This is a genomic window from Pseudoxanthomonas sacheonensis, from assembly GCF_031455975.1.
GTDB classification, from domain to species: domain Bacteria; phylum Pseudomonadota; class Gammaproteobacteria; order Xanthomonadales; family Xanthomonadaceae; genus Pseudoxanthomonas_A; species Pseudoxanthomonas_A sacheonensis_A.
This window is the reverse complement of the sequence record NZ_JAVDTT010000001.1, coordinates 65928-85627: the sequence shown is the minus strand read 5'-3', so window position 1 is coordinate 85627 and position 19700 is coordinate 65928. Positions and strand designations below refer to the sequence as shown.

14 protein-coding genes are annotated in these 19700 nt (G+C 64.6%); 4 read left to right on the top strand and 10 right to left on the bottom strand.

The window, feature by feature from the left end:
• The first annotated feature begins 105 nt into the window (after positions 1 to 105).
• Positions 106 to 1572 (top strand): siroheme synthase CysG, encoded by a 1467-nt coding sequence (cysG, locus tag J2W94_RS00360; RefSeq protein ID WP_310089617.1) that lies wholly within the window; start codon positions 106 to 108, stop codon positions 1570 to 1572.
• Positions 1573 to 1593: 21 nt separating this feature from the next.
• Positions 1594 to 2553: a cysteine synthase A gene (gene cysK / locus J2W94_RS00355; protein ID WP_310089616.1), complete on the top strand. Its 960-nt coding sequence runs from the start codon at positions 1594 to 1596 to the stop codon at positions 2551 to 2553.
• A gap of 62 nt (positions 2554 to 2615) precedes the next feature.
• On the opposite strand, the gene J2W94_RS00350 is transcribed toward cysK, so the two are convergent.
• The 10 genes from J2W94_RS00350 to gap all read right to left on the bottom strand — a co-directional run bounded on the left by J2W94_RS00350 (position 2616) and on the right by gap (position 17831).
• Entirely contained in the window at positions 2616 to 3230 is a 615-nt protein-coding gene (locus J2W94_RS00350) for a ribosomal protein L7/L12 (RefSeq protein ID WP_310089615.1), read from the bottom strand.
• 50 nt (positions 3231 to 3280) lie between these two features.
• Positions 3281 to 3667 (bottom strand): SMU1112c/YaeR family gloxylase I-like metalloprotein, encoded by a 387-nt coding sequence (gloA2, locus tag J2W94_RS00345; RefSeq protein ID WP_310089614.1) that lies wholly within the window; start codon positions 3665 to 3667, stop codon positions 3281 to 3283.
• 243 nt (positions 3668 to 3910) lie between these two features.
• A complete protein-coding gene (locus tag J2W94_RS00340) occupies positions 3911 to 4915 on the bottom strand; it encodes a class I fructose-bisphosphate aldolase (RefSeq protein WP_310089613.1) in 1005 nt (334 codons plus the stop codon).
• Between the two features lie 184 nt (positions 4916 to 5099).
• Positions 5100 to 6566 carry a pyruvate kinase gene (pyk, locus tag J2W94_RS00335; protein ID WP_310089612.1) on the bottom strand — a complete coding sequence of 489 codons (1467 nt, stop codon included), beginning with the start codon at positions 6564 to 6566 and terminating at the stop codon, positions 5100 to 5102.
• A gap of 205 nt (positions 6567 to 6771) precedes the next feature.
• Positions 6772 to 9054, bottom strand: coding sequence for a tetratricopeptide repeat protein (locus J2W94_RS00330; protein WP_310089611.1), 2283 nt, complete (start codon positions 9052 to 9054; stop codon positions 6772 to 6774).
• Positions 9051 to 11069 (bottom strand): DUF3857 domain-containing transglutaminase family protein, encoded by a 2019-nt coding sequence (locus J2W94_RS00325; RefSeq protein ID WP_310089610.1) that lies wholly within the window; start codon positions 11067 to 11069, stop codon positions 9051 to 9053. Before J2W94_RS00325 ends, J2W94_RS00330 begins: the two co-directional genes overlap by 4 nt.
• A 119-nt stretch (positions 11070 to 11188) precedes the next feature.
• Entirely contained in the window at positions 11189 to 12382 is a 1194-nt protein-coding gene (locus tag J2W94_RS00320; protein ID WP_310089609.1) for a phosphoglycerate kinase, read from the bottom strand.
• 186 nt (positions 12383 to 12568) lie between these two features.
• The gene (locus J2W94_RS00315) at positions 12569 to 13936 is read right to left on the bottom strand and encodes a DUF3999 domain-containing protein (RefSeq protein WP_310089608.1); all 1368 of its coding nucleotides are present in this window, start codon (positions 13934 to 13936) and stop codon (positions 12569 to 12571) included.
• Positions 13933 to 16653 carry a DUF2339 domain-containing protein gene (locus J2W94_RS00310; RefSeq protein ID WP_310089607.1) on the bottom strand — a complete coding sequence of 907 codons (2721 nt, stop codon included), beginning with the start codon at positions 16651 to 16653 and terminating at the stop codon, positions 13933 to 13935. The genes J2W94_RS00315 and J2W94_RS00310 overlap by 4 nt, the downstream gene beginning before the upstream one ends.
• Before the next feature lie 173 nt (positions 16654 to 16826).
• Positions 16827 to 17831 carry a type I glyceraldehyde-3-phosphate dehydrogenase gene (gene gap / locus J2W94_RS00305; protein ID WP_310089606.1) on the bottom strand — a complete coding sequence of 335 codons (1005 nt, stop codon included), beginning with the start codon at positions 17829 to 17831 and terminating at the stop codon, positions 16827 to 16829.
• A gap of 210 nt (positions 17832 to 18041) precedes the next feature.
• Here gap and J2W94_RS00300 point away from each other — a divergent pair, with 210 nt between their 5' ends.
• Positions 18042 to 18797, top strand: a complete 756-nt coding sequence (locus tag J2W94_RS00300) for a S1/P1 nuclease (RefSeq protein ID WP_430540526.1) — start codon at positions 18042 to 18044, stop codon at positions 18795 to 18797.
• Between the two features lie 8 nt (positions 18798 to 18805).
• Positions 18806 to 19672, top strand: coding sequence for an MBL fold metallo-hydrolase (locus J2W94_RS00295; protein WP_310089605.1), 867 nt, complete (start codon positions 18806 to 18808; stop codon positions 19670 to 19672).
• Positions 19673 to 19700: the final 28 nt, after the last annotated feature.

Genomic DNA, 19700 nt, shown 5'->3' with positions numbered 1-19700 from the left:
TTGCCCACATCTTATAACCGCCCGTCATATGGAGCGGGCGGCAAGTCATTTCCGACTGCATATAACCGGACGTTAGGGTCATCAGCCCGCCCTTATGCCCTGCCCGTGAACGCGCCGCTCCCTTCCACGTCCTTATTCCCCCTGTTCGCCGACCTGCGCGATCGTCCCGTATTGGTGGTGGGTGGTGGAACGGTGGCCCAGCGTAAGGTCGAAGCGTTGTTGCTCGCCGGCGCATCGCCTGTGGTGGGCTCCCCGGAGTTGAGCGAGGGGCTACAGGTATTGTTGGAAAAAGGCCACATCCGCTGGCGTGCCGACGAGTTCAGCGACGATTGGCTGGACGAGGCATGGCTGGTGATCGCCGCCACCGATGATGCGGCGGTCAATCATGCGGTGGCGGACGCTGCGGCGGCCCGGCGCATCCTGGCCAACGTGGTGGACGATGCGGAGCTCTCCAGCTTCCACGTGCCCGCACTGGTCCAGCGCGGTCCTTTGCAGATCGCCATCTCCAGCGGCGGTGGTGCGCCGATGCTGGCGCGGCATATCCGGCGGCAGTTGGAGACGCTGCTGGACGATTCGCTGGGCACGCTGGCCGAACTGCTGATCCGCCAACGCGAACGCATCCGCACGCGATTCCCGAAGCTGGGCGCTCGCCGCCGCTTCTTCGAAAGACTGCTGGCCGGCCCGCTGCCGCGCCTGCTGCGCCAACGTTTGGATGGCGAACAAGCCGATGCCTATCTGCAAGAGATGCTGCGCGACGACAAAGCGCTGCAGCCGGTCGGCTCCGTGGCGCTGGTCGGCGCGGGCCCGGGCGATCCGGGACTGGTGACCTTGAATGCGCTGCGCGCGATGAACGAGGCCGACGTGATCCTGCACGACCGCCTGGTCAGCGCCGAAGTGCTGAGACTGGCGCGCCGCGACGCCACCCGCATCGAAGTGGGCAAGTCCGCCGGCCGCCACAGCATGAGCCAGGAGCAAATCCATGCGCTGATGCTGGAACACGCGCGGCAAGGCAAACGCGTAGTGCGGCTGAAGGGCGGCGACCCGTTCGTGTTCGGTCGCGGCGGCGAAGAACTCGAATTCCTGCGCGCCCACGGCATCGCCTTCGAAGTGATCCCCGGCATCACCGCCGCGGTCGCCTGCGCGGCCTATGCGGGCATTCCGCTGACCCATCGCGATCACGCGCAATCGCTGCGCCTGGTCACCGCGCACTGCAAGGATTCGCTGGACACCCTGGACTGGCAGGCCCTGGCCCAGGACAAGCAGACCCTGGCCGTCTACATGGGCGTGGCGGGGCTGGAAAAGGTGCGCGAACGGTTGCTGTTGGCCGGTGTCGACCCCCACCTGCCGTTTGCCTTGGTTGAGAACGGTTCGCGGCCGCAGCAGCGGGTCATCACCGGCATGCTGGCGTCGCTTCCGGAAAGCGCGCGCCATCATCGCGTGCAATCGCCCGCACTGCTGATCCTCGGCGAAGTGGCCGCACTCGCGGACTCGCTGCATTGGTTCGGCGCCGCGCCGCTGGCCTCGCAACATTCCGACAACCTGGGCGCGCCTACACTCCCGCAGGCCGCCTAACGCTTTCTTACGGAGAACCCCATGGCTATCTACGACAGTATCCTCGACACCATCGGCCGCACCCCGGTGGTCAAGCTGCGCCGCGTCGCGCCCAAGCATGTAAGCCTTTACGCCAAGGTCGAATCGTTCAACCCCGGCGGCTCGGTCAAGGACCGTCTGGCGCTGGCCATCGTGCTGGACGCCGAGGCCAAAGGCCTGCTCAAACCCGGCGACACCATCGTGGAAGCGACCTCCGGCAACACCGGCGTGGCCTTGGCCATGGTCGCCGCCGCGCGCGGTTACAAATTCGTGGCGACGATGGCGGAAACCTTCTCCATCGAACGCCGCAAGCTGATGCGTGCCTACGGCGCCAAAGTAATTCTGACCCCGGCTGCCGAACGCGGCAGCGGCATGGTGCGGCGCGCGGAAGAACTGGCCGCCAAGCACGGCTGGTTCCTGGCGCGGCAGTTCGCCAATCCCGCCAACCCGGCCTATCACCGCCAGACCACGGCGGCCGAAATCCTGCGCGATTTCGCCGGCTTGCGGCTGGACCATTTCGTCACCGGCTGGGGCACCGGCGGCACCCTGACCGGCGTGGGCGAAGTGCTGAAGGTCGCGCGTCCCGAAGTGAAGATCACCGCCGCCGAACCCGCCGTCGCCTCGCTGCTGCGCGGCAACGAGTGGTCGCCGCACAAGATCCAGGGCTGGACGCCCGACTTCGTGCCGGAAGTGCTGAACCGCGACGTCGCCGATCAGATTTTGCCCATTACGGACGTCGACGCCATCGCCACCTCGCGCCGTCTTGCCGCCGAGGAAGGCATCTTCGTCGGCATCTCCGCCGGCGCGACCGTGGCCGCCGCGTTGCAGGTGGCTGAAACCGCAGTGGAAGGTTCGGTGCTGCTGGCCGTGTTGCCCGATACCGGGGAGCGTTATTTCTCCACGCCGTTGTTCGAAGGCGTCAACGAAGGTTCCGACGACGAGTGGCTGGCCGGGCTGCCCTGACGTAGGGTGGGCATTGCCCGCCTTTCATACACATCGCGAAACGCCGGCGGGCAGTGCCCGCCCTACGACATTCGCGCGTACCAGAAATAACCGATCGCGATAACGACCAGCAGAGCCAAAGCCCATAACCAGCCATATCGATTGGTTTCGCGGCTGACCGTAGTCGCGCCACGCGCCGTGCCCGCGGCATACGGAGCCGATTCCTTGGCCTGTCGCACCAGGTTCAGCGCAGTCTTCAGGTCACCGCGCTCCATCGCAGTGAGCGCGGCTTCCGGCAGTTTCATGCCGTGCTTGCGGGCGACACCTTCCAGCTTCGCCCGCATCGCCTCGTCGCGCGCGGGCGTCTGCTCGTCGCGATGGCGCTCCACCAGATCCTTGGCCTCCTTCAACCCGAGCCCGGTGGCTGCGCGGACGATCTTGATCGCCTCGATCAACTGGCCGCGGGACAACGCCACCAGTGCTTCCATCGGCAAGCCATCGAAAGACGCAGTGGCGACTGCCGTAGGCGGATCGACGGCGAAGCGCTGTTTGCCGGACGCGAAGGCATCCGTCGCCTCCATCGCCCCACGCAGGTCGACGCCATGATTGGCCGCGCGCACCAGCTTGATCGCTTCAATGCGCAGGCCTTTGGCCAGGGCAGCCGCCGCTTCGGCGGGAATGCGTATTTCACGGGACATGGGCAAGCATCGGCCGGAAGATGCCGACACCATAGCGCATCGATGCGCGGCTAGATCTCGTACAACTCGAGCGGCAACCCGTCCGGGTCGGCGAAGAAGGTGAAGCGCTTGCCGGTGTATTCGTCTACGCGGACGGCTTCCGCCTCGATGGAATGCTCTCGCAGACGGGCGATCGCCTGCTCGATATCGGGCACCACGAAAGCCAGATGCCTGAGACCGCAGGCTTCTGGACGCGAGACGCGCGGCGGCGGCGAAGGAAACGAGAACAGCTCGATCTGGACGTCGCCGGAAACCTGCAGATCCAGCTTCCAGGAATCGCGTTCTTCGCGATAAGCCTCGGCCAGTACGCGCAATCCCAGCACCTCGGTATAGAAGCGTTTGGAACGCTCATAGTCCGAAGCAATGATGGCGATGTGGTGGACGCCTGAGATTTTCATGGTTGGGACCCTCAATGAAAAACGCCGGCGCGGGGCCGGCGTGCTGAAACCCTTCTCCCTGCGGGAGAAGGTGCCCCGAAGGGGCGGATGAGGGTACGGCGGAGTGGGGTCGATGGAACAATGGGGACGGTACTAGACGCGCAATTCGCACCCGTCACTCAAACGATGGTTCGCCTGCACCTCTCCGCCGTACCCTCACCCCAACCCCTCTCCCGGCGGGAGAGGGACTCAAAGGCGCAAAACTCAACCTTCCCACTGACCCAGCGCAGCCAAGCCATTTTCTTTCGCACGCGCATGCACGATGGTCTGCGCCTTGGCGAAGTTGCCGACCAGATCCTGCGACCACAGCTTCAACGCCGCCGACTGCATGGCGCGGCCGTAGGAGAACGACAGCGGCCACGGCAGATTGCCCAGACGGTTCATCGCATCCAGGTGCGCGGTGGCGTCTTCGTCGCTCTGGCCGCCGGACAGGAACACGATGCCCGGCAGGATCGCCGGCACGGTGCTCTTCAGGCACATGACCGTGGCTTCGGCGACTTCGTCGATGCTGGCCTGCTCTTCGCTGTCCTTGCCGGCCACGACCATCGAGGCCTTCAGGATGGTGCCTTCCAGCATCACGTTCTGCTCGTACAACGCGCCGAACAACGCGCGCAGGGTGGCTTCGGTCACTTCGTAGCAGGTCTCGATGTCGTGATCGCCGTCCATCAGCACTTCCGGCTCCACCATCGGCACCAAGCCGGCTTCCTGGCACAGCGCCGCGTAGCGGGCCAGCGCGTGCGCGTTGGCTTCGATGCAGGTGCCGGAGGGAATGTCGTCGCCGATGTTGATCACCGCGCGCCATTTGGCGAAACGCGCGCCGAGGGCGTAATACTCCTTGAGGCGGTCGCGCAGGCCGTCGAGGCCTTCGGTCACCACCTCGCCCTGGCAGCCGGCCAGCGGGTGGGTGCCCTTGTCGACCTTGATGCCGGGGATGATGCCGTTGGCGGCCATGTACTTGGCGAACGGCACGCTGTCCTTGGTGGACTGGCGCAGGGTCTCGTCGTACAGGATGGCGCCGGAGATGTGGTCGCTCAGCTTGGGCGTGGTCAACAGCATCTCGCGGTAGGCGCGGCGGTTTTCCTCGGTGTTGGGAATGCCCACGCTCTCGAAGCGCTTGGCGATGGTGGCGGTGGATTCGTCGATCGCAATGATGCCCTTGCCCGCGGCGACCATGGCCTGGGCGGTTTCGGCAAGCTGTTCGATGCTCATGAGGTTCCTGGGGGCGCGGCTGGGAAAGGGGCCGGAATTATAGCCCGCCCGCTGTCGCCCTTCCCTTCACCCAGCGCTTGCAAGCGGTTTCACCATGCTTTCATTCGTGGGAGCGGCGTCCCGCCGCGAGCTCTTACCCTCAAGCCAAAAGAGCTCGCGGCGGGACGCCGCTCCGACGAGAGTTCTACAGTTCGCCCAATCCTTCGGCTTTGCCGTCAGCGCCCAGCTGCAACAGGCGCAGCGTATTGGTCGCGCCGTGCTGTTCCATGTGGTCGCCGCTGGTGAAGATGACGCGGTCGCCGGGAACCAGGCGGCTGAGATCGCGCAGGCAACGCAGCGCATCGCGCGCGGCTTCGCGCGGAGCCAGGCCACGGCTGTCGAAGGCAATGGGGAACACGTCGCGGATCATCGCCATCTTGCGGCGCGAGCCGTCGTGGCGGGAGAACGCGTAGATGGGCGCGCTGGAACGGAAGCGCGACAAGTAGCGCGCGGTACCGCCGGATTCGGTCATGGCGACGATCGCGCGCACGCCGATGTGCTCGGACAGGAACATGGTGGCCATGGCGATGGCCTGGTCCGCGCGCTCCAGGTTGCGCGGCGCTTTCTCGAAATCGGTATCCATCTGGAACTGCTTCTCGGCACCCAGGCAGATGCGCGCCATCGCTTCCACCGCTCTGACCGGATAGGCGCCGGCGGCGGTTTCCGCGGACAGCATCACCGCATCGGTACCGTCGATGACCGAGTTGGCCACGTCCAGCACTTCAGCGCGGGTGGGGATGGGGCTTTCGACCATGGACTGCAGCATCTGGGTGGCGGTGATGACCACTTTGTTGCGCGCTAGCGACTCGCGGATGATCTTCTTCTGCAAGCCGGGCAGTTCGGCGTCGCCGATTTCCACGCCCAGATCGCCGCGCGCGACCATCACCACATCGCTGGCATCGATGATCTCGGCCAGGTTCTCGATGGCCTCGGTGCGCTCGATCTTGGAGACCAATGCAGCGTCGCAACCGTGGCTCAGCGCGATGCGGCGCGCCTCGTTCATGTCCTCGGCGTTGCGGCAGAAGGAGACGGCGATGAAGTCGACGCCGATCTTGGCGACGATGCCGATCAATTCCTTGTCGCGTTCGGTCAACGCGCCCAGCGACAGTCCGCCGCCCTGCTTGTTCAAGCCTTTGCGGTCGGAGAGCATGCCGTCGTTCAAGACGGTGTTGACGATGCGCTCGCCTTCCACCGATTCCACGCGCAGCTGCATCAGGCCATCGTCGAGCAGCAGCACGTCGCCGGGTTGCACGTCACCGGGCAGGCCCAGATAGCTGACGCCCACCTGGGTGGCATCGCCCAGCGGCGCATCGGGATTGGCGACCAGGTCGAAGCGATCGCCGGCCTTGAGTTTCACTTTGCCTTCCGCGAATTTTTCTACGCGGATCTTCGGGCCGGGCAGGTCGGCGAGGATGCCGACTTCGGCGCCCACGCGTTGCGCGGCGGCGCGTACCGCGGCCGCGCGCTTGGCCTGCGCGGACGGGTCGCCGTGCGAGAAATTGAGGCGCACCACGTTGACGCCCGCGCGGAACAGTTCGTCCAGCATGCCAGGCGGATCGGTCGCGGGACCAAGGGTGGCGAGGATTTTGGTGCGGCGTTGGCGGTCGGTCACGGGTTGAGGCTCCCCTCTCTGAGAGCCGGGGAAATTAGCATATCCACGAGACCACTACGATGCCATTCCATACCGGAATCGCGAGATGGCCGGATTGTCGCGAGACAAAGCTGACTCCGGCAGTCTCTATTGGTATTTAAATGGTATTTGATCGTTATCGTGCGAAGTTGCGGCGTCGGCGCGGGGACCGGTGTTCGATGACCTGCTATGCATCTGGTTCCGAACTTCGCTCGTCTATGTAGGGCTTGCCTTGTTGATAGAGCTTGAGCCTGCTCGTGTAGCCGTCCTCGTCCTTGTTGTCGTGGATCACCGTATCGGCGTCCCAGCCCCAGTACGCGGCATATTTCGAGATCGCCCTTCGCTGCGTTTCCGCCGCACGCGGATAATCCCCGGCCGCGGCCAGGCAGGCGGCTGCGGTATCCAGAAAAGGCGCCATAAGGTCCGGCTTTTTCAGTATCGCTTCGGCTAGCTCCACGCCCCGCTGGACGTTGCGCGCGGAAGGCTCGACCGCCGTGCAGAAGGCCCAGGCCATGTTGTTCACCGCCCAGGGCTCTCCCGCTTTATCCAGCGCTTCCCATATCCCTACCGCACGCTTGCGGTCTTCGGCCGCACCGCTGCGGTGGAAGAGCCATTCTGCGTAACCCATTTTCGGATCGTTGTCGTCCGATGCCATCGCACGATCGACCCAGATCTGCGCGCGCTTGCGCTGATCCGCGCCGAAGTCGCCGTCGAGATAGGCCAGAGCCAACTGCATCTGCGATGTGGTATCGCCGGCTTCCGCATCCTGCGTCAGCCATTGCAGCGCCTTCGCCGTGTCCTTGGGCGTCCCCTTGCCTTGGAGGGCAAGACGGGCCGCCCGGCGCCGCGCCTCCTGCGCATCGTCGTCGCCTGCCATGAGCACGTACCAGTCGAACGCCTGTTTGACGGTCTGTCCGGCGTCCTGATGGTCCTGCTCATAGAGTTGCGCGAGCTGGAGCATGGCGTCGCTATCGTTCGATCTCACCGCCGCCATCAGCCAGTGCGCGGCGGATTTCCAGTTGTGCTGAAGATAGTCCTGCTGGGAGAGGTACTTCATGGCGGCGGCGTTGCCGCCCAATGCCGCGCTTCGCATCCATCGCTGCGCCTGATCGCGGTCCGCTGGCGACGAATCTTCTCCCAGCAGGTGGAACGCATAGGAACTTTGCGCGTACGCATCGCCAGCCTCGGCCGCAAGACGCAGCGAAGCGATACGCTGCTCCTCGTTTTCCAGCTGGCGCCAATGTTCGGACAACCATGACTGACCCATGCCGACGCCGTTGCTGCCCGGCGCCGACAATGCCCGCATCTCGGCCTCGGACAGAACTTTCTCCTTGTTGCCGATGCGTTGCGCCGCTCTCACGGCCAAAACCGCGGGCTTCTGCATGGCTTCCGCCAATACCTTCCGCTCCGCTGCCTTGGGACGTTCGATCATGTCGGCCATATGCAGGTATTCGAGGGCGACGCCCTCCTCGTTCCACAGGCGCATGGCGGCCGAAAGCAGTTGATCGGCCAGGGCGGCATCGCGCTTCACCCCGACGCCTTCGGCATGCAGGAAAGCGAGCAGAGTCATCGGCACCGCCTGCTTTTTCTCCGACAGGCCGATCAGGATGTCCGCCAGTCCGTCCGCGCAACCCTCGAAGGGCGAGGCGGTACAAAGCGTCGTCCACAGCCGCAACGACTGGATGCCGCCATATCCCGCACTGATGCGCACCGCGTTGACCTTGGCTTGCGCGCCGGCGGCCTCTCTGGCGTTGAATGCGGCCTGCAGGTCGACGGCGCCAAGTTGCTTGGCGCCGGCTTGCGCATCCAGATAGAAATCGACCAACAGATTCCGATAGTACGGATAACCGGTGTATTCATTGGTGCCTTTCAGGGTAGCCACCGGATCGACATAATCGAATACCAAGCGCGTTTCCCTGCCTTTCTCCTCATCCCAGGCCGCCACCACCAGCGGATAGTGCCGTTCCGGACGGTACAGATCGAAATATTCGTAGCTTACTTTCAGCCCCGCCATGCTCAGCAGCGCGTAGACATCCGCAGGACCCAAGACGCGGATCGGCTTCGGCCACGGCTGCTGGCGACCGTTCTTCAAGGCTTCCTTGGAAAGCGCCAGCAAGGCTTGCTCGAGCTTTTCCGCCTTCTCCGTTTCGCCCGTGCCTTCCGCGCAAAGCAGCGCTCCGCGGAGAACCGCCACGCTTACGGGAGCCTTGCTTACGGCGGCGTCGAGCTCCGCACGATGTTCGCGACAAGCCTCGGCATCGATCCCTTCGGCCGAGTAACCGATTTTCTCCAGCGCCGCATATGCCGAGTAGGCGGTGTCGAAATCGCTGGATTGCAGGAATTCGCTCCAGGCTTCCGCTGGCGCTTGCGCCACCCGGTCTAGACTCACCACTGTAGACGCCGCCAATGCCTGCAAAGGCAATGCCAGCGCCAGACACACGCCTATGCGGAAACGCGTGACCGCCTTCATTTCGACTCCCCTTCCGTTTCCATCGCGCGCAGCAGCGTTTTGATGCGTTGCTCCCGTTCCTTGCCGCTGCTGGGCGCGGTCGGCGCGAAACTCAAACGGGTCGAGAGATCGTCGCGGACCATGCGAATCTGATCGATATGCACCGAAGTTTCCCCGGCCGGGAGCTCCCGCTGCTTGACGTCCAGGTCGTAACGCACGTCGACCTGATCGGGTCCGACGGTGATCTTGCGTTGATAGTCGAACGCGCTGGAAGAATGACTGATGGCATCGCCGACGAAGGTGGGTTGCCATCCTTTCGGATAGATCACCTTGATCTCGTGCGAATACTTGCCGGGCAAGGCGAAATCCAGAGGGCCTTGGCGGGCCATCGACGAGGGCAGAATGGAAACGGATTGCATCGATTCGGCGAAGAGGTCGATCGCCTTGGTGGCGCCAACGTCCTGAAAAGGAGCCTTGAGCAGGTAGGTTTCGTTGAGCTTGATGCGGTTGGCCTGGCGGTCGTCTTCCAGCGCAGCTCCCGACAATACCGACAGTTCGCCGAAACGCTTGCGGTAGTAATCGGAATAGCGGCGGGCCATTTCGTCGGCGCGTTCGGAGGCGAAGGAGCGCCGCACATAATTGGCGGCGGCGCCCTGAAATACCGTCTCGATGGAAAGTTTCACTTCGGTTCCGTTCTTGGGAACCTCATATCGCTCTTGGACGGCGGTCGATTTCAGCACGGTCTGCGGTGGCTCCACCGCCTGCAAGGCGGTGCCGCCCGGCGTCAGCGGCAACACCATGCCGTAAACGCTCAAGTCCACGGTCGCTGGATCCCCACCCTGCTGGACAAGGGTCGGATCCAGCCACAGGACGCGGCCCTTGAGGGTGGCGCGCACGATCACATGGTCGAAATCCGAAGCGGAAGGAACGAAATCCGCCACCGCGCGGCCACGGTCGATCGACACCAGCGCGGGTACGGCTTCGATGCCCATGCGCTGCAACAGCGTCGCCAGCAGATAGGCCTTGTCCTTGCAGTCGCCGTACCTCCTCTGCCAGGTTTGCGACGGGGCTGCGGGACGATGCGTGTTCTCGCCCATTTCCACGCCGAAATAGCGGATCTGGTCCTGCACCGTACGCAGAGCGGCGGCCGTGCGTTGATGTTCGTCCGGCAGCGCACGCCATTGTTCCAGCTTCGATTCCAGCTCCGCGGGGAGTTCGCGCACCGGCGGATACAACGGCAAACCCCAGGCCACCACGTCGGCCCAGTTCTGGTCCAGCGCTACCTGCGCCTGCGGATAGGGCTGGAACCACACCGGATAGCCTTCTTCATCGATCACTGCCGCGCGCGCGGTGGCGCGTATCGACACTTCCACCGACGAAGCGGTCTTGCGAATGATGGGTTCAGGCGATCCGCTGCTGCGATAGATGCGAGGGCGCGCGTTCGGCTCGAACAGCACGCGCAGGCTGGAGTCCAGCATCGGATTTGCCGACGCGAACCGTGTCCAGTCCGAGGCCTGTCCCGCCATCACAGGGTTGCTGCCGATCACCGAATAGCTGATCCGCAGCACGTCGCCGACCCGCACGTCCTCCAGCACGATCAGCGCGGTGACTACGCCATCGGACAGATCGTTCTCGAAACCCGCCTCGCGGCGCGCCAGCGAAACCTTGTCCGCGGCCAGGCGATCGCTCCAGCGTCCGTCGCGGCGCAAGTCGGCGCGATGGATGACCAGCCTCTGGTACTCCGGATTGAACGAGATCTTAAATCGCCCCGCATCCCCCAGATGGGCGGCGGACAGCGGTTCGAACGCATAGTCGACGTAGACTTCGTCGCGACCGCCACGGCGGTCGGACTGCACTTCGTAGCGCCAGTAACGCCAGCGCTTTTCGTCCGCACCAGGGGCCTTGGCATCCCATTTGTCGGGGATAGGCTTGCTGACGACGAAATCGGGCGTGGGCCCGACCTCGAACTGGAAATCGCCGCGGCGATGGGTTTCCGTCGCCTGCGCCGTCGCTGCCACCCACAGCAGCATTGCCATGATGATCCGCATCTTCCCTGCCTTCCCCGAAACAGTTGAAATGACCGCATCGCGTCGCTGTCGCGCCTGCCCCCAAGCGTCAGCGTGCCATGGCGATGACCTGCTCTAACTCTCTTTCCTCATCCCGCGGCGCGCGCCTGTAATGCCGCCACCGCCGGCAGCTCCTTGCCTTCCAGGAATTCCAGGAAGGCGCCGCCGCCGGTCGAGATGTAGCTAATGTCGTCGGCGATGCCGTACTTGTCCACTGCCGCGAGCGTATCGCCGCCGCCGGCGATGGAGAAGGCCTGGGAGGCGGCGATGGCGCGGGCCAGGGTCTCGGTGCCTCGGCCGAAGGCGTCGAATTCGAAAACGCCGACCGGGCCGTTCCAGACCACCGTGCCTGCCTCGGCGATCATCCTGGCATAGCGGGCAGCCGTGTCCGGGCCGATGTCCAGGATCATGTCGTCCGCGCCGACATCGGCGACCTGCTTGACCGTGGCTTTCGCATCGGCCTTGAATTCGGGAGCCACTACCACGTCGGTCGGTACCGGAATATCGGCACCGCGCGCCTTGGCGTCGGCGATGATCTTGCGCGCGGTGTCCAGCAGGTCGTTCTCGACCAGCGATTTGCCCACCCCATGGCCTTCGGCGGCGATGAAGGTGTTGGCGATGCCGCCGCCGACGATCAACTGATCGACCTTGCCGACCAGGTTGGACAGCAGTTCCAGCTTGGTCGACACCTTGCTGCCGGCGACGATGGCCAGCAACGGACGCGCCGGCTTTTCCAGCGCCAACGCCAGCGCGTCCAATTCCGCCATCAGCAACGGACCGCCTGCCGCCTGTTTGGCGAAGCGGATCACGCCATGGGTGGAAGCTTGCGCGCGATGCGCGGTGCCGAAGGCGTCCATGACGAACACGTCGCACAGCGCGGCGTACTTCTTCGAGAGGGCTTCATCGTCCTTGCCCTCGCCTACGTTCATGCGGCAGTTTTCCAGCAGCACGATGTCGCCGGGGGCGACTTCGACGCCGTCCACCCAGTCCTTGACCAGCGGCACGTCGACGCCCAGCAGTTCCGACAAGCGCGCGGCGACCGGCGCCAACGAATCGGCTTCGCTCCACACGCCTTCCTTGGGCCGGCCCAGGTGCGAGGTGACCATGACGGCGGCGCCTTTCTCCAGTGCCAGTTTCAGCGTAGGCAGGGAGGCCGTGATGCGCTGTTCTGAAGTGATGCGGCCTGCCTCGCCCGCTTGGTGTTCGATGGGCACGTTGAGATCCTGGCGGATCAGCACGCGCTTGCCGGCGAGGTCGAGATCGGTCATGCGAAGGATGGACATGGTGGAAGTGTTCCGCGGTCGGGGGCAGACCGCCATTGTCCGGGCTTGAGCGTTGCACGGCAACGCGGAACCATCAGACGGCAAGAGCGGAGTTTGTGGGTATGGGAGCGGCGTCCCGCCGCGAGCTCTTATCCTTGCTCGATTCAGAGCAAAGCTCGCGGCGGGACGCCGCTCCCACGCCTACACTCAATCCGGGTTCTTGCCTGCCGGCTTCTTCAACAAGCTGAAAGCGAATCCCGCCACGATCAGCGCGCCGCCGACCAGCAGCGCCCACAACAACCAGGCTTTCCAGTCGCGTTTCAGCGGTTCTGGCGTCAATGCCTTGGCGCCGGCCAAAGGCTGCATATCGCCGAGGGTGGCGCTAGCCGGTTGCCAGTCCTGCCCCCGCTGCGCACGCAGGGCATCAACCAGCTGGGGGAGGGGCGACTCGGAGCGCTGCCCGCGTGCGCTGCCCCCAAGCAGCGAATAGGGCGCCTTGCCCTGGGCAAGGAATACGACGACTTCGGGCCGGTAGCCCAATCTCAATTCGGGTACGGCTTCGTCGGTGTGGTTCTTGGGGATGAGCTGCCAATAGCGATCGCGGTTCAGCTGCTGCAGCCCCTGCGGCGGCGAGCGACTGGAAGTCTTGCCGTCTTCCAACTGGAAGGCCATCCATGGCGCGGCCGCGAACCGCCATTCCGATTCCTCGCTGTCGCGGGATTTCAGGATCCATTCGTTGGAGCTGTTGCCGGGCAATGCCACGTCGGCGCGTTCGAACGGGAATCGGCCCTTGATTTCGTACAGGAAAGACACCGCCCCCTCTTTTCCCACGACGCGCTTGCCGGCGATTTCCTCCCACTGCCAGTCTTGCGCGGCCTGTATCGGCGCGAACTCAGCGCTTACCCGGGTCAGGGACAGCGCGCGCTGGTCTTTCTGCAGCGGCACCAGGCGCAGGTATTTCGCCTTCACGCCCTCCAGCTCGATGCGATTCTTGAAGATGCGCGCGCCGTTGTTCTGCAGCTCGACCAGATGCCCCTCTTCCTGCACGGTAGACCAGTTCTTCAGATCGTCGGAGGCCATCGCCCGGTAAGGCCGATCGAACGGTTCCTGTCCTGCCGCCCAAGCGAAGTGCAGAGCCCGCACGGGTTCGCGCAGGCGGCTGGTATCGATCAGGTACTCGTTGCCGGAGGCTTGCGTCGCGGTTCCGGCATCGCTCATCACCACCCGGCGCAGACTGCCGTCGGTGGCGATCTCGCTGATCGAGGCGATGTCGCGCGATTGCGAGGTGCTGGAAGGGAGTGGAAACCACGGCACGTCCACCGTATTCGCGGGCTTGGCCAGCGGTTGTTCGGCATCGAACAACGACGCCGCCATCGTCCCGCCGTCGGCATTCACCACTACCAGATCCTTCAGCGTGGGGGACTGCAGCTGCCGATAGACCGTTCGGTCCAGCACCACGCGGTAAGCGCCCGCGTCTTCCTGGCCCAACGTCAACGGCCACTGCTGCGCGTAATCGTCGCGCGTGCCGGCGAAGGCCGCCAACGGCAACAGAACGATCCAGGCGAAACGTTTCATGCGTTTGCTTCCTCGGTGGCGGCGCGTGGCGGCGCCGGCGCGAAATAACCCACCAGCGTGCACAGCAGGCCGTAAGCGATGAAGGAGCCGATGCCCAGCAGGTTGCCGAGGTGTTGCCGGTCGACGAATACCAGCTTGGCCAGAACCACGCCCATCAGCACCGCGCCGGCCAGCCACAGCCCGCGATGGCCGCGACGCGAGCCGATCACCCAGCCCAGCACGCCCAGCACGCTCCACACCACGGTCAGGCTGGTCTGCGCCAGGCTGGTGGAAAGCATGTCCGCTCCCCACTCCACGCCGCCCCAGTGATGCACGGCGCGCAGGGTGATGAAGGTGACCATCAGGAAGCCGGCGCTGGCCATCTTGAAGATGCGCAGTCTCTGCAGCCAATCCGGCGCCTGGTCCGACCACAACCACCGGGCGGCCAGCGCCAGCACCGCCAGTTGCGCCAGTTCCATGGGATTCAACACGGGGATCCACGCCAATGGCGCGCTGCCGCCCGCCTGGAACAGCGCGAACAGCCACCACAGGCCCAGCACGGTGAAGTAGACCGTCTGCAATGCCGTGCGATAACCCTCGAAGCGCTCGCCCAGCGGCGCCGCCAGCAACGGCCAGCGGAACATCGACACGGCCACTACGACCAACCAGGGCAAGACCAGCAATGCGAGCTGCCAACCCTGGCTCAGGTCGAAACGCTGCGCCAACCACGAACACAACAGCGCCAGCGTCACCGGCCACACGATCCACCAGGCGAACTGCGCCCAGCCAGCGAAACGGTCTTCGCTGGCGCGCAGGCACAGCAGGCTGCGGATACCGAGGACGGCGAACGCCAGCCAGGCCCAGACGCCGTAATCGGCGAAAGGCTGCGCGTGCGCGTCCATCTGCGCCAGCGCCAGCGGAATCGCGCTGACGAAACCCGCCAGCGTAGTCAGCGCCAGCGCGGAGGCGGGCCGCCTGCGATGCACTTCCGCGGCGAGCCAGCCGGTGGCGGCGGCGAACGCAAGCAGTGCGTCGGCGCGCACCGTCGGGGCGACGAAGCCGCCGATCTCGTTGATCGCATTGCCGCACCACCACAACAGGCCCCACAGGTAATACAGCAGCGCGATCTGCGACTTGCCTTCGCGCAGGTACGCCCACGCGCTGGCGAACCCGGCGAGTGCGATCAACAACGCGCCCATGAAGGTGGGGTTGGCGATGGCCTGTTCGTCCGGCCAGTAAGCCGACGCGCCGATGAAAAGCGCGGCGGCGGCGGCCAGCTGCAATCCCGCGCCGGTGAGCTGCGGCAACCAGCGCCGCTGGCGCAGGCCCAGCCAGGCCAGTGCCGCGCCTTCCAGTGCGAATACCGAAGCGGTGGCGCGCGCCGACAACGCCAGCGGCACCGCCAGCGTGGCGAAACCGACCGCAAGCAGCGCGTACGAAGCGCCCAGCGCGGCATAACGCTCGCGATGGATGAACAATTTCGCCAGCACCGCGTACAACGCGCCCAGCCCCAGCGCGCACAAGGCCAACGGCATGCGCGGGCTTTCGTCGGTGGGCATCAACAGCGCCGCCTGCAGTGAGAACACGATCAGCGGCGTGCCGAACACCAGGCAGCCGTCGATGAAGTCGCCGCGGCTGGCCGGCTGCTTGCGTGCGTACAGGATCGGGATGATCAGGTAGAAGGCGAAGAACAGCAGCAGGAAGGGTTCGGTGCTGGCGAACTTGCTGGCGTTGTACTGCAGCACGCCCCAGACCGTGCCGATGCCGAAGGTGAAAACGAAACCCAGCAGGTTGAGCACGCGCCACGGACGCCACCAGGCGATGGCCAGGATCGCCGCGTTCAACACCGCATAGTAGGAGAACAGGGCGACATGGTTGCCGCTGCCGGTGGACAGCCAGATCGGCGCCATGAAGCCGGCCAGGATGCCGAGCACCGCCAGTGTCTTCGAGTTCTGCACCACCGCCAGCACGCCGATGCCGGCGATCAGCACAACGCTGATTCCGAAAGCAGGCGCAGCTTCGAGCAGACCGTACATCTTGAAAGCGGCGAATACGGTCAGCAGCAGCACGCCGATGGCCCCGCCCTGCACCGCCAGCGCGAACGAGCGCTTGCTCTCGCGCTGGCGCCAGCCGAACACCAGTCCCGCGAGCGCGGCGGCGGAAATGCCGGCCAGCCGCAGCTCGATCGGCACGGTCAGCCAGCCCTGGTCGCTCGCATACTTCAGCAGCGCGGCCACGCCGGCCAGCAGCACCAGCATGCCGATCTTCACCGGCACGTTGCCCACGGTGAACCAGCGCTTGATCGCGCGGGCGGCCACGGTGAACACATCCGGTGTGGAGGGAGGCGGCGGCGCAGGGCGCGATGGCGCGGCAGGAGGAATGCGTGGCGCAGCGGGCAAGGGCGGCGGCAACGACGCGTCAGTCGGACCGGGAACTTCGGGACGCCGGATCGTTGTGGTCGGTTCCTGCACGCTGGGTTTGCGGGTCAACTCGGCGAGCGTCGGTTCGCGAACGGACGGCTGTTCGGAAACGGGATCCGGCGGCGCAGTCGCGGATCCATATCCGGGCCTGGCCATTGGAGCCGGCGATGCGTCGGTCCGCAGACCCCGCATTTCGTTCTCCAGATCGCTTACGCGCCGCTTCAATCCGCTGATGGAAACCAGCGCCATGATCAGCAGGATCGGCACCGCCAATACCACCAGGCCAAACAGAACCAGTACGCCCGCTAGATCGCCCATCCGTGTACTTCCCCTATGCGTGTGCTTGCGGAGCCTCGGTCAAACCCGACGTATTTGCAACACGGTTCCCCCAGGTGCCGTGCCACTCGACCCACAGTAGCGGATTGTTGTACCCAAACGACAGGAGCGCCACTCGGGCGCTCCTGTAAACATTCCGTTGGACGTGTTGCGGCTTACTTCGCCGCAACCACCCGCACCATTTCCAGGCATTTGTTGGAGTAACCCCATTCGTTGTCGTACCAGCTGACCAACTTGACGAAGGTGCTGTCCAGGGCGATGCCGGCATCGGCATCGAAGATGGAGGTGCGCGCGTCGCCGCGGAAATCGGTGGCGACCACTTTGTCTTCGGTGTAGCCCAGGATGCCCTTCAGCGCGCCTTCGCTCTGCGCCTTCATTTCCGCGCAGATCTCGGCGTAGGTGGCGTCCTTCTCCAACTCCACGGTCAGATCGACCACCGACACGTCGGAGGTCGGCACGCGGAACGACATGCCGGTCAGCTTCTTGTTCAATTCCGGGATCACCACGCCGACCGCCTTGGCCGCACCGGTGCTGGAGGGAATGATGTTCTCCAGGATGCCGCGGCCGCCGCGCCAGTCCTTGTTGCTGGGACCGTCGACGGTCTTCTGGGTGGCGGTGGTGGCGTGCACGGTGGTCATCAGGCCGCGCTTGATGCCCCACTTGTCGTTGATTACCTTGGCGATGGGCGCCAGGCAGTTGGTGGTGCAACTGGCGTTGGAGATGATCGCTTCGCCGGCGTACTTTTTGTCGTTGACGCCGAACACGAACATCGGCGTGTCGTCCTTCGACGGCGCCGACAGGATGACTTTCTTCGCGCCCGCGTCGAGATGCTTCTGCGCAGTGGCCTTGTCCAGGAACAGGCCGGTCGATTCGATCACCACTTCGGCGCCGACGGCGTCCCATTTCAGGTTGGCCGGATCGCGTTCCTGGGTCAGGCGGATGCGGTTGCCATTGATCACCAGGTGATCGCCGTCGACGGAGACTTCGCCATCGAAGCGGCCGTGCACGGAGTCGTAGCGCAGCATATAGGCCAGGTAGTCCGGCTCCAGCAGGTCGTTGATGGCCACGATCTGGATGTCGCTGCCGAAGTTCTGCACCGCCGAGCGCAACACATTGCGGCCGATGCGGCCGAAGCCATTGATGCCAACCTTGATCGCCATGAAGCTACTCCTGGTTTAAGACGGGATGATGAAGACGGGGACGGGAAAGACCGGTATTTTAGCGGCATCCAGCACCCGCTTTAACCCCCAATATAAGGTTTTTGAATGCGTCGCCCGCTCTTAACGACTTTCTTGCAGACAATCCTGCTCGTATTTCTGCCATTTCTCGCAACCCATGCCCTGGCCTGGTCCGGCCCGGGACACCGGCTGGTGGGAGAGCTCGCCCAGCGCCATCTCACTCCGGCCGCCAATGCGCAGGTCGCGGCGTTGCTGAAGGGCGAACCGGAGCCCAGCCTTGCTGGCGTGGCTTCGTGGGCCGATACGCTGCGCAAGAGCAGTCCTGAAAGCTACAAGAGGACCGAGCGTTGGCACTACGTCAATTTTCCGGTCGGAACCTGCGCCTATCGCCCCCAGCGCGACTGTCCCGACGGCAACTGCGTGGTGGGCCAGATCGAGCGCCAGCGCGCGATCCTGGGCGATCGCGCCCAGTCGCTGTCGGCGCGGCGCGACGCCCTGAAATTCCTGGTGCACTTCGTCGGCGACGTGCATCAACCTTTGCACTCCAGCAATCGCAAGGACAAAGGCGGCAATGATTTCCAGATCAGTCTGCGCACCGACCTGCAGCCGGAGGCTTACGCGCAGCAGAACTACGTCGATGGTGTGATGGGCACCAACCTGCATTCCGTCTGGGATTACTACATTCTCGCTTCGAAAGGCGTGTCTGCTTCGCTGTACGCCGACCGGCTGTCCGCATTGCCCTGGCCGCCCAAGCTGCCCAGCAAATCCATGAACCCCGCCGACTGGGCTGGCGAATCCTGCAAGCTGGTGGATTCGCAGCGCCTTTATCCCAAGTCGCACAAGATGGACAGCCGCTACCTGGATGCGCAGCGGCCGCTGGCCGAACGGCAGTTGGAAATCGCAGCGAAGCGGCTGGCCGATCTGCTCAACGCCACTCTGACCGATTGACATCCGCTATGCGACCGACCGTCCATCCCTCGCACCACGCCGATACCGGCACCTGGAGTTACGTGGTTGCGGATCCGGCCACACGCATGGCGGCGATCATCGATCCAGTGCTGGACTTCGATGCCAAATCCGCGCGCATCGCGGGCACTTCCGCGCAGAAGTTGCTGGATATCGTCGAACAACAGGCCTATGACGTGCGCTGGCTGCTGGAAACCCATGCCCATGCCGATCATCTCTCGGCTGCGCAGTGGCTGAAGCAGAGACTTCCCGCGGCTACCCTGGCGATCGGCACCGGCATCCGCACGGTGCAGGAAACTTTTGCGCCCACACTCGATCCCGATGGCGCGCTCGCCACCGACGGCTCGCAGTTCGACCGATTGTTCGGCGATGACGAGCGTTTTGAACTAGGCTCCTTGCCGGCGCGCACGATTCCTGTGCCCGGCCACACGCGCGACAGCCTGGCTTATCTGATCGGCGATGCTTTGTTCACCGGCGATTCGTTGTTCATGCCCGACGCCGGCACCGCGCGCTGCGACTTCCCGGGCGGCGACGCGGCGACGCTGTATCGCTCGATCCGCCGTCTCTACGACAGCTTGCCGGACGCCACTCGGGTATTCGTGTGCCACGACTACGGCCCCGGCGGCCGCGAAGTCGCTTGTGAGACCACGATAGGCGAACAGAAACGCAGCAACCTGCACGTCCGCGATGGCGTGGACGAAAACGCATTCGTAACACTGCGCAAGGCGCGCGATGCCACACTCGCGATGCCGGCTTTGATTCTGCCCTCGCTGCAGGTCAACCTGCGCGGCGGCGCCTTGCCCGAACCCGAAGGCAATGACGTGCGCTACCTGCGGATTCCCCTCGATTCGTTGTGAGAAAGCCATGCTCGTATTTTCAACGTAT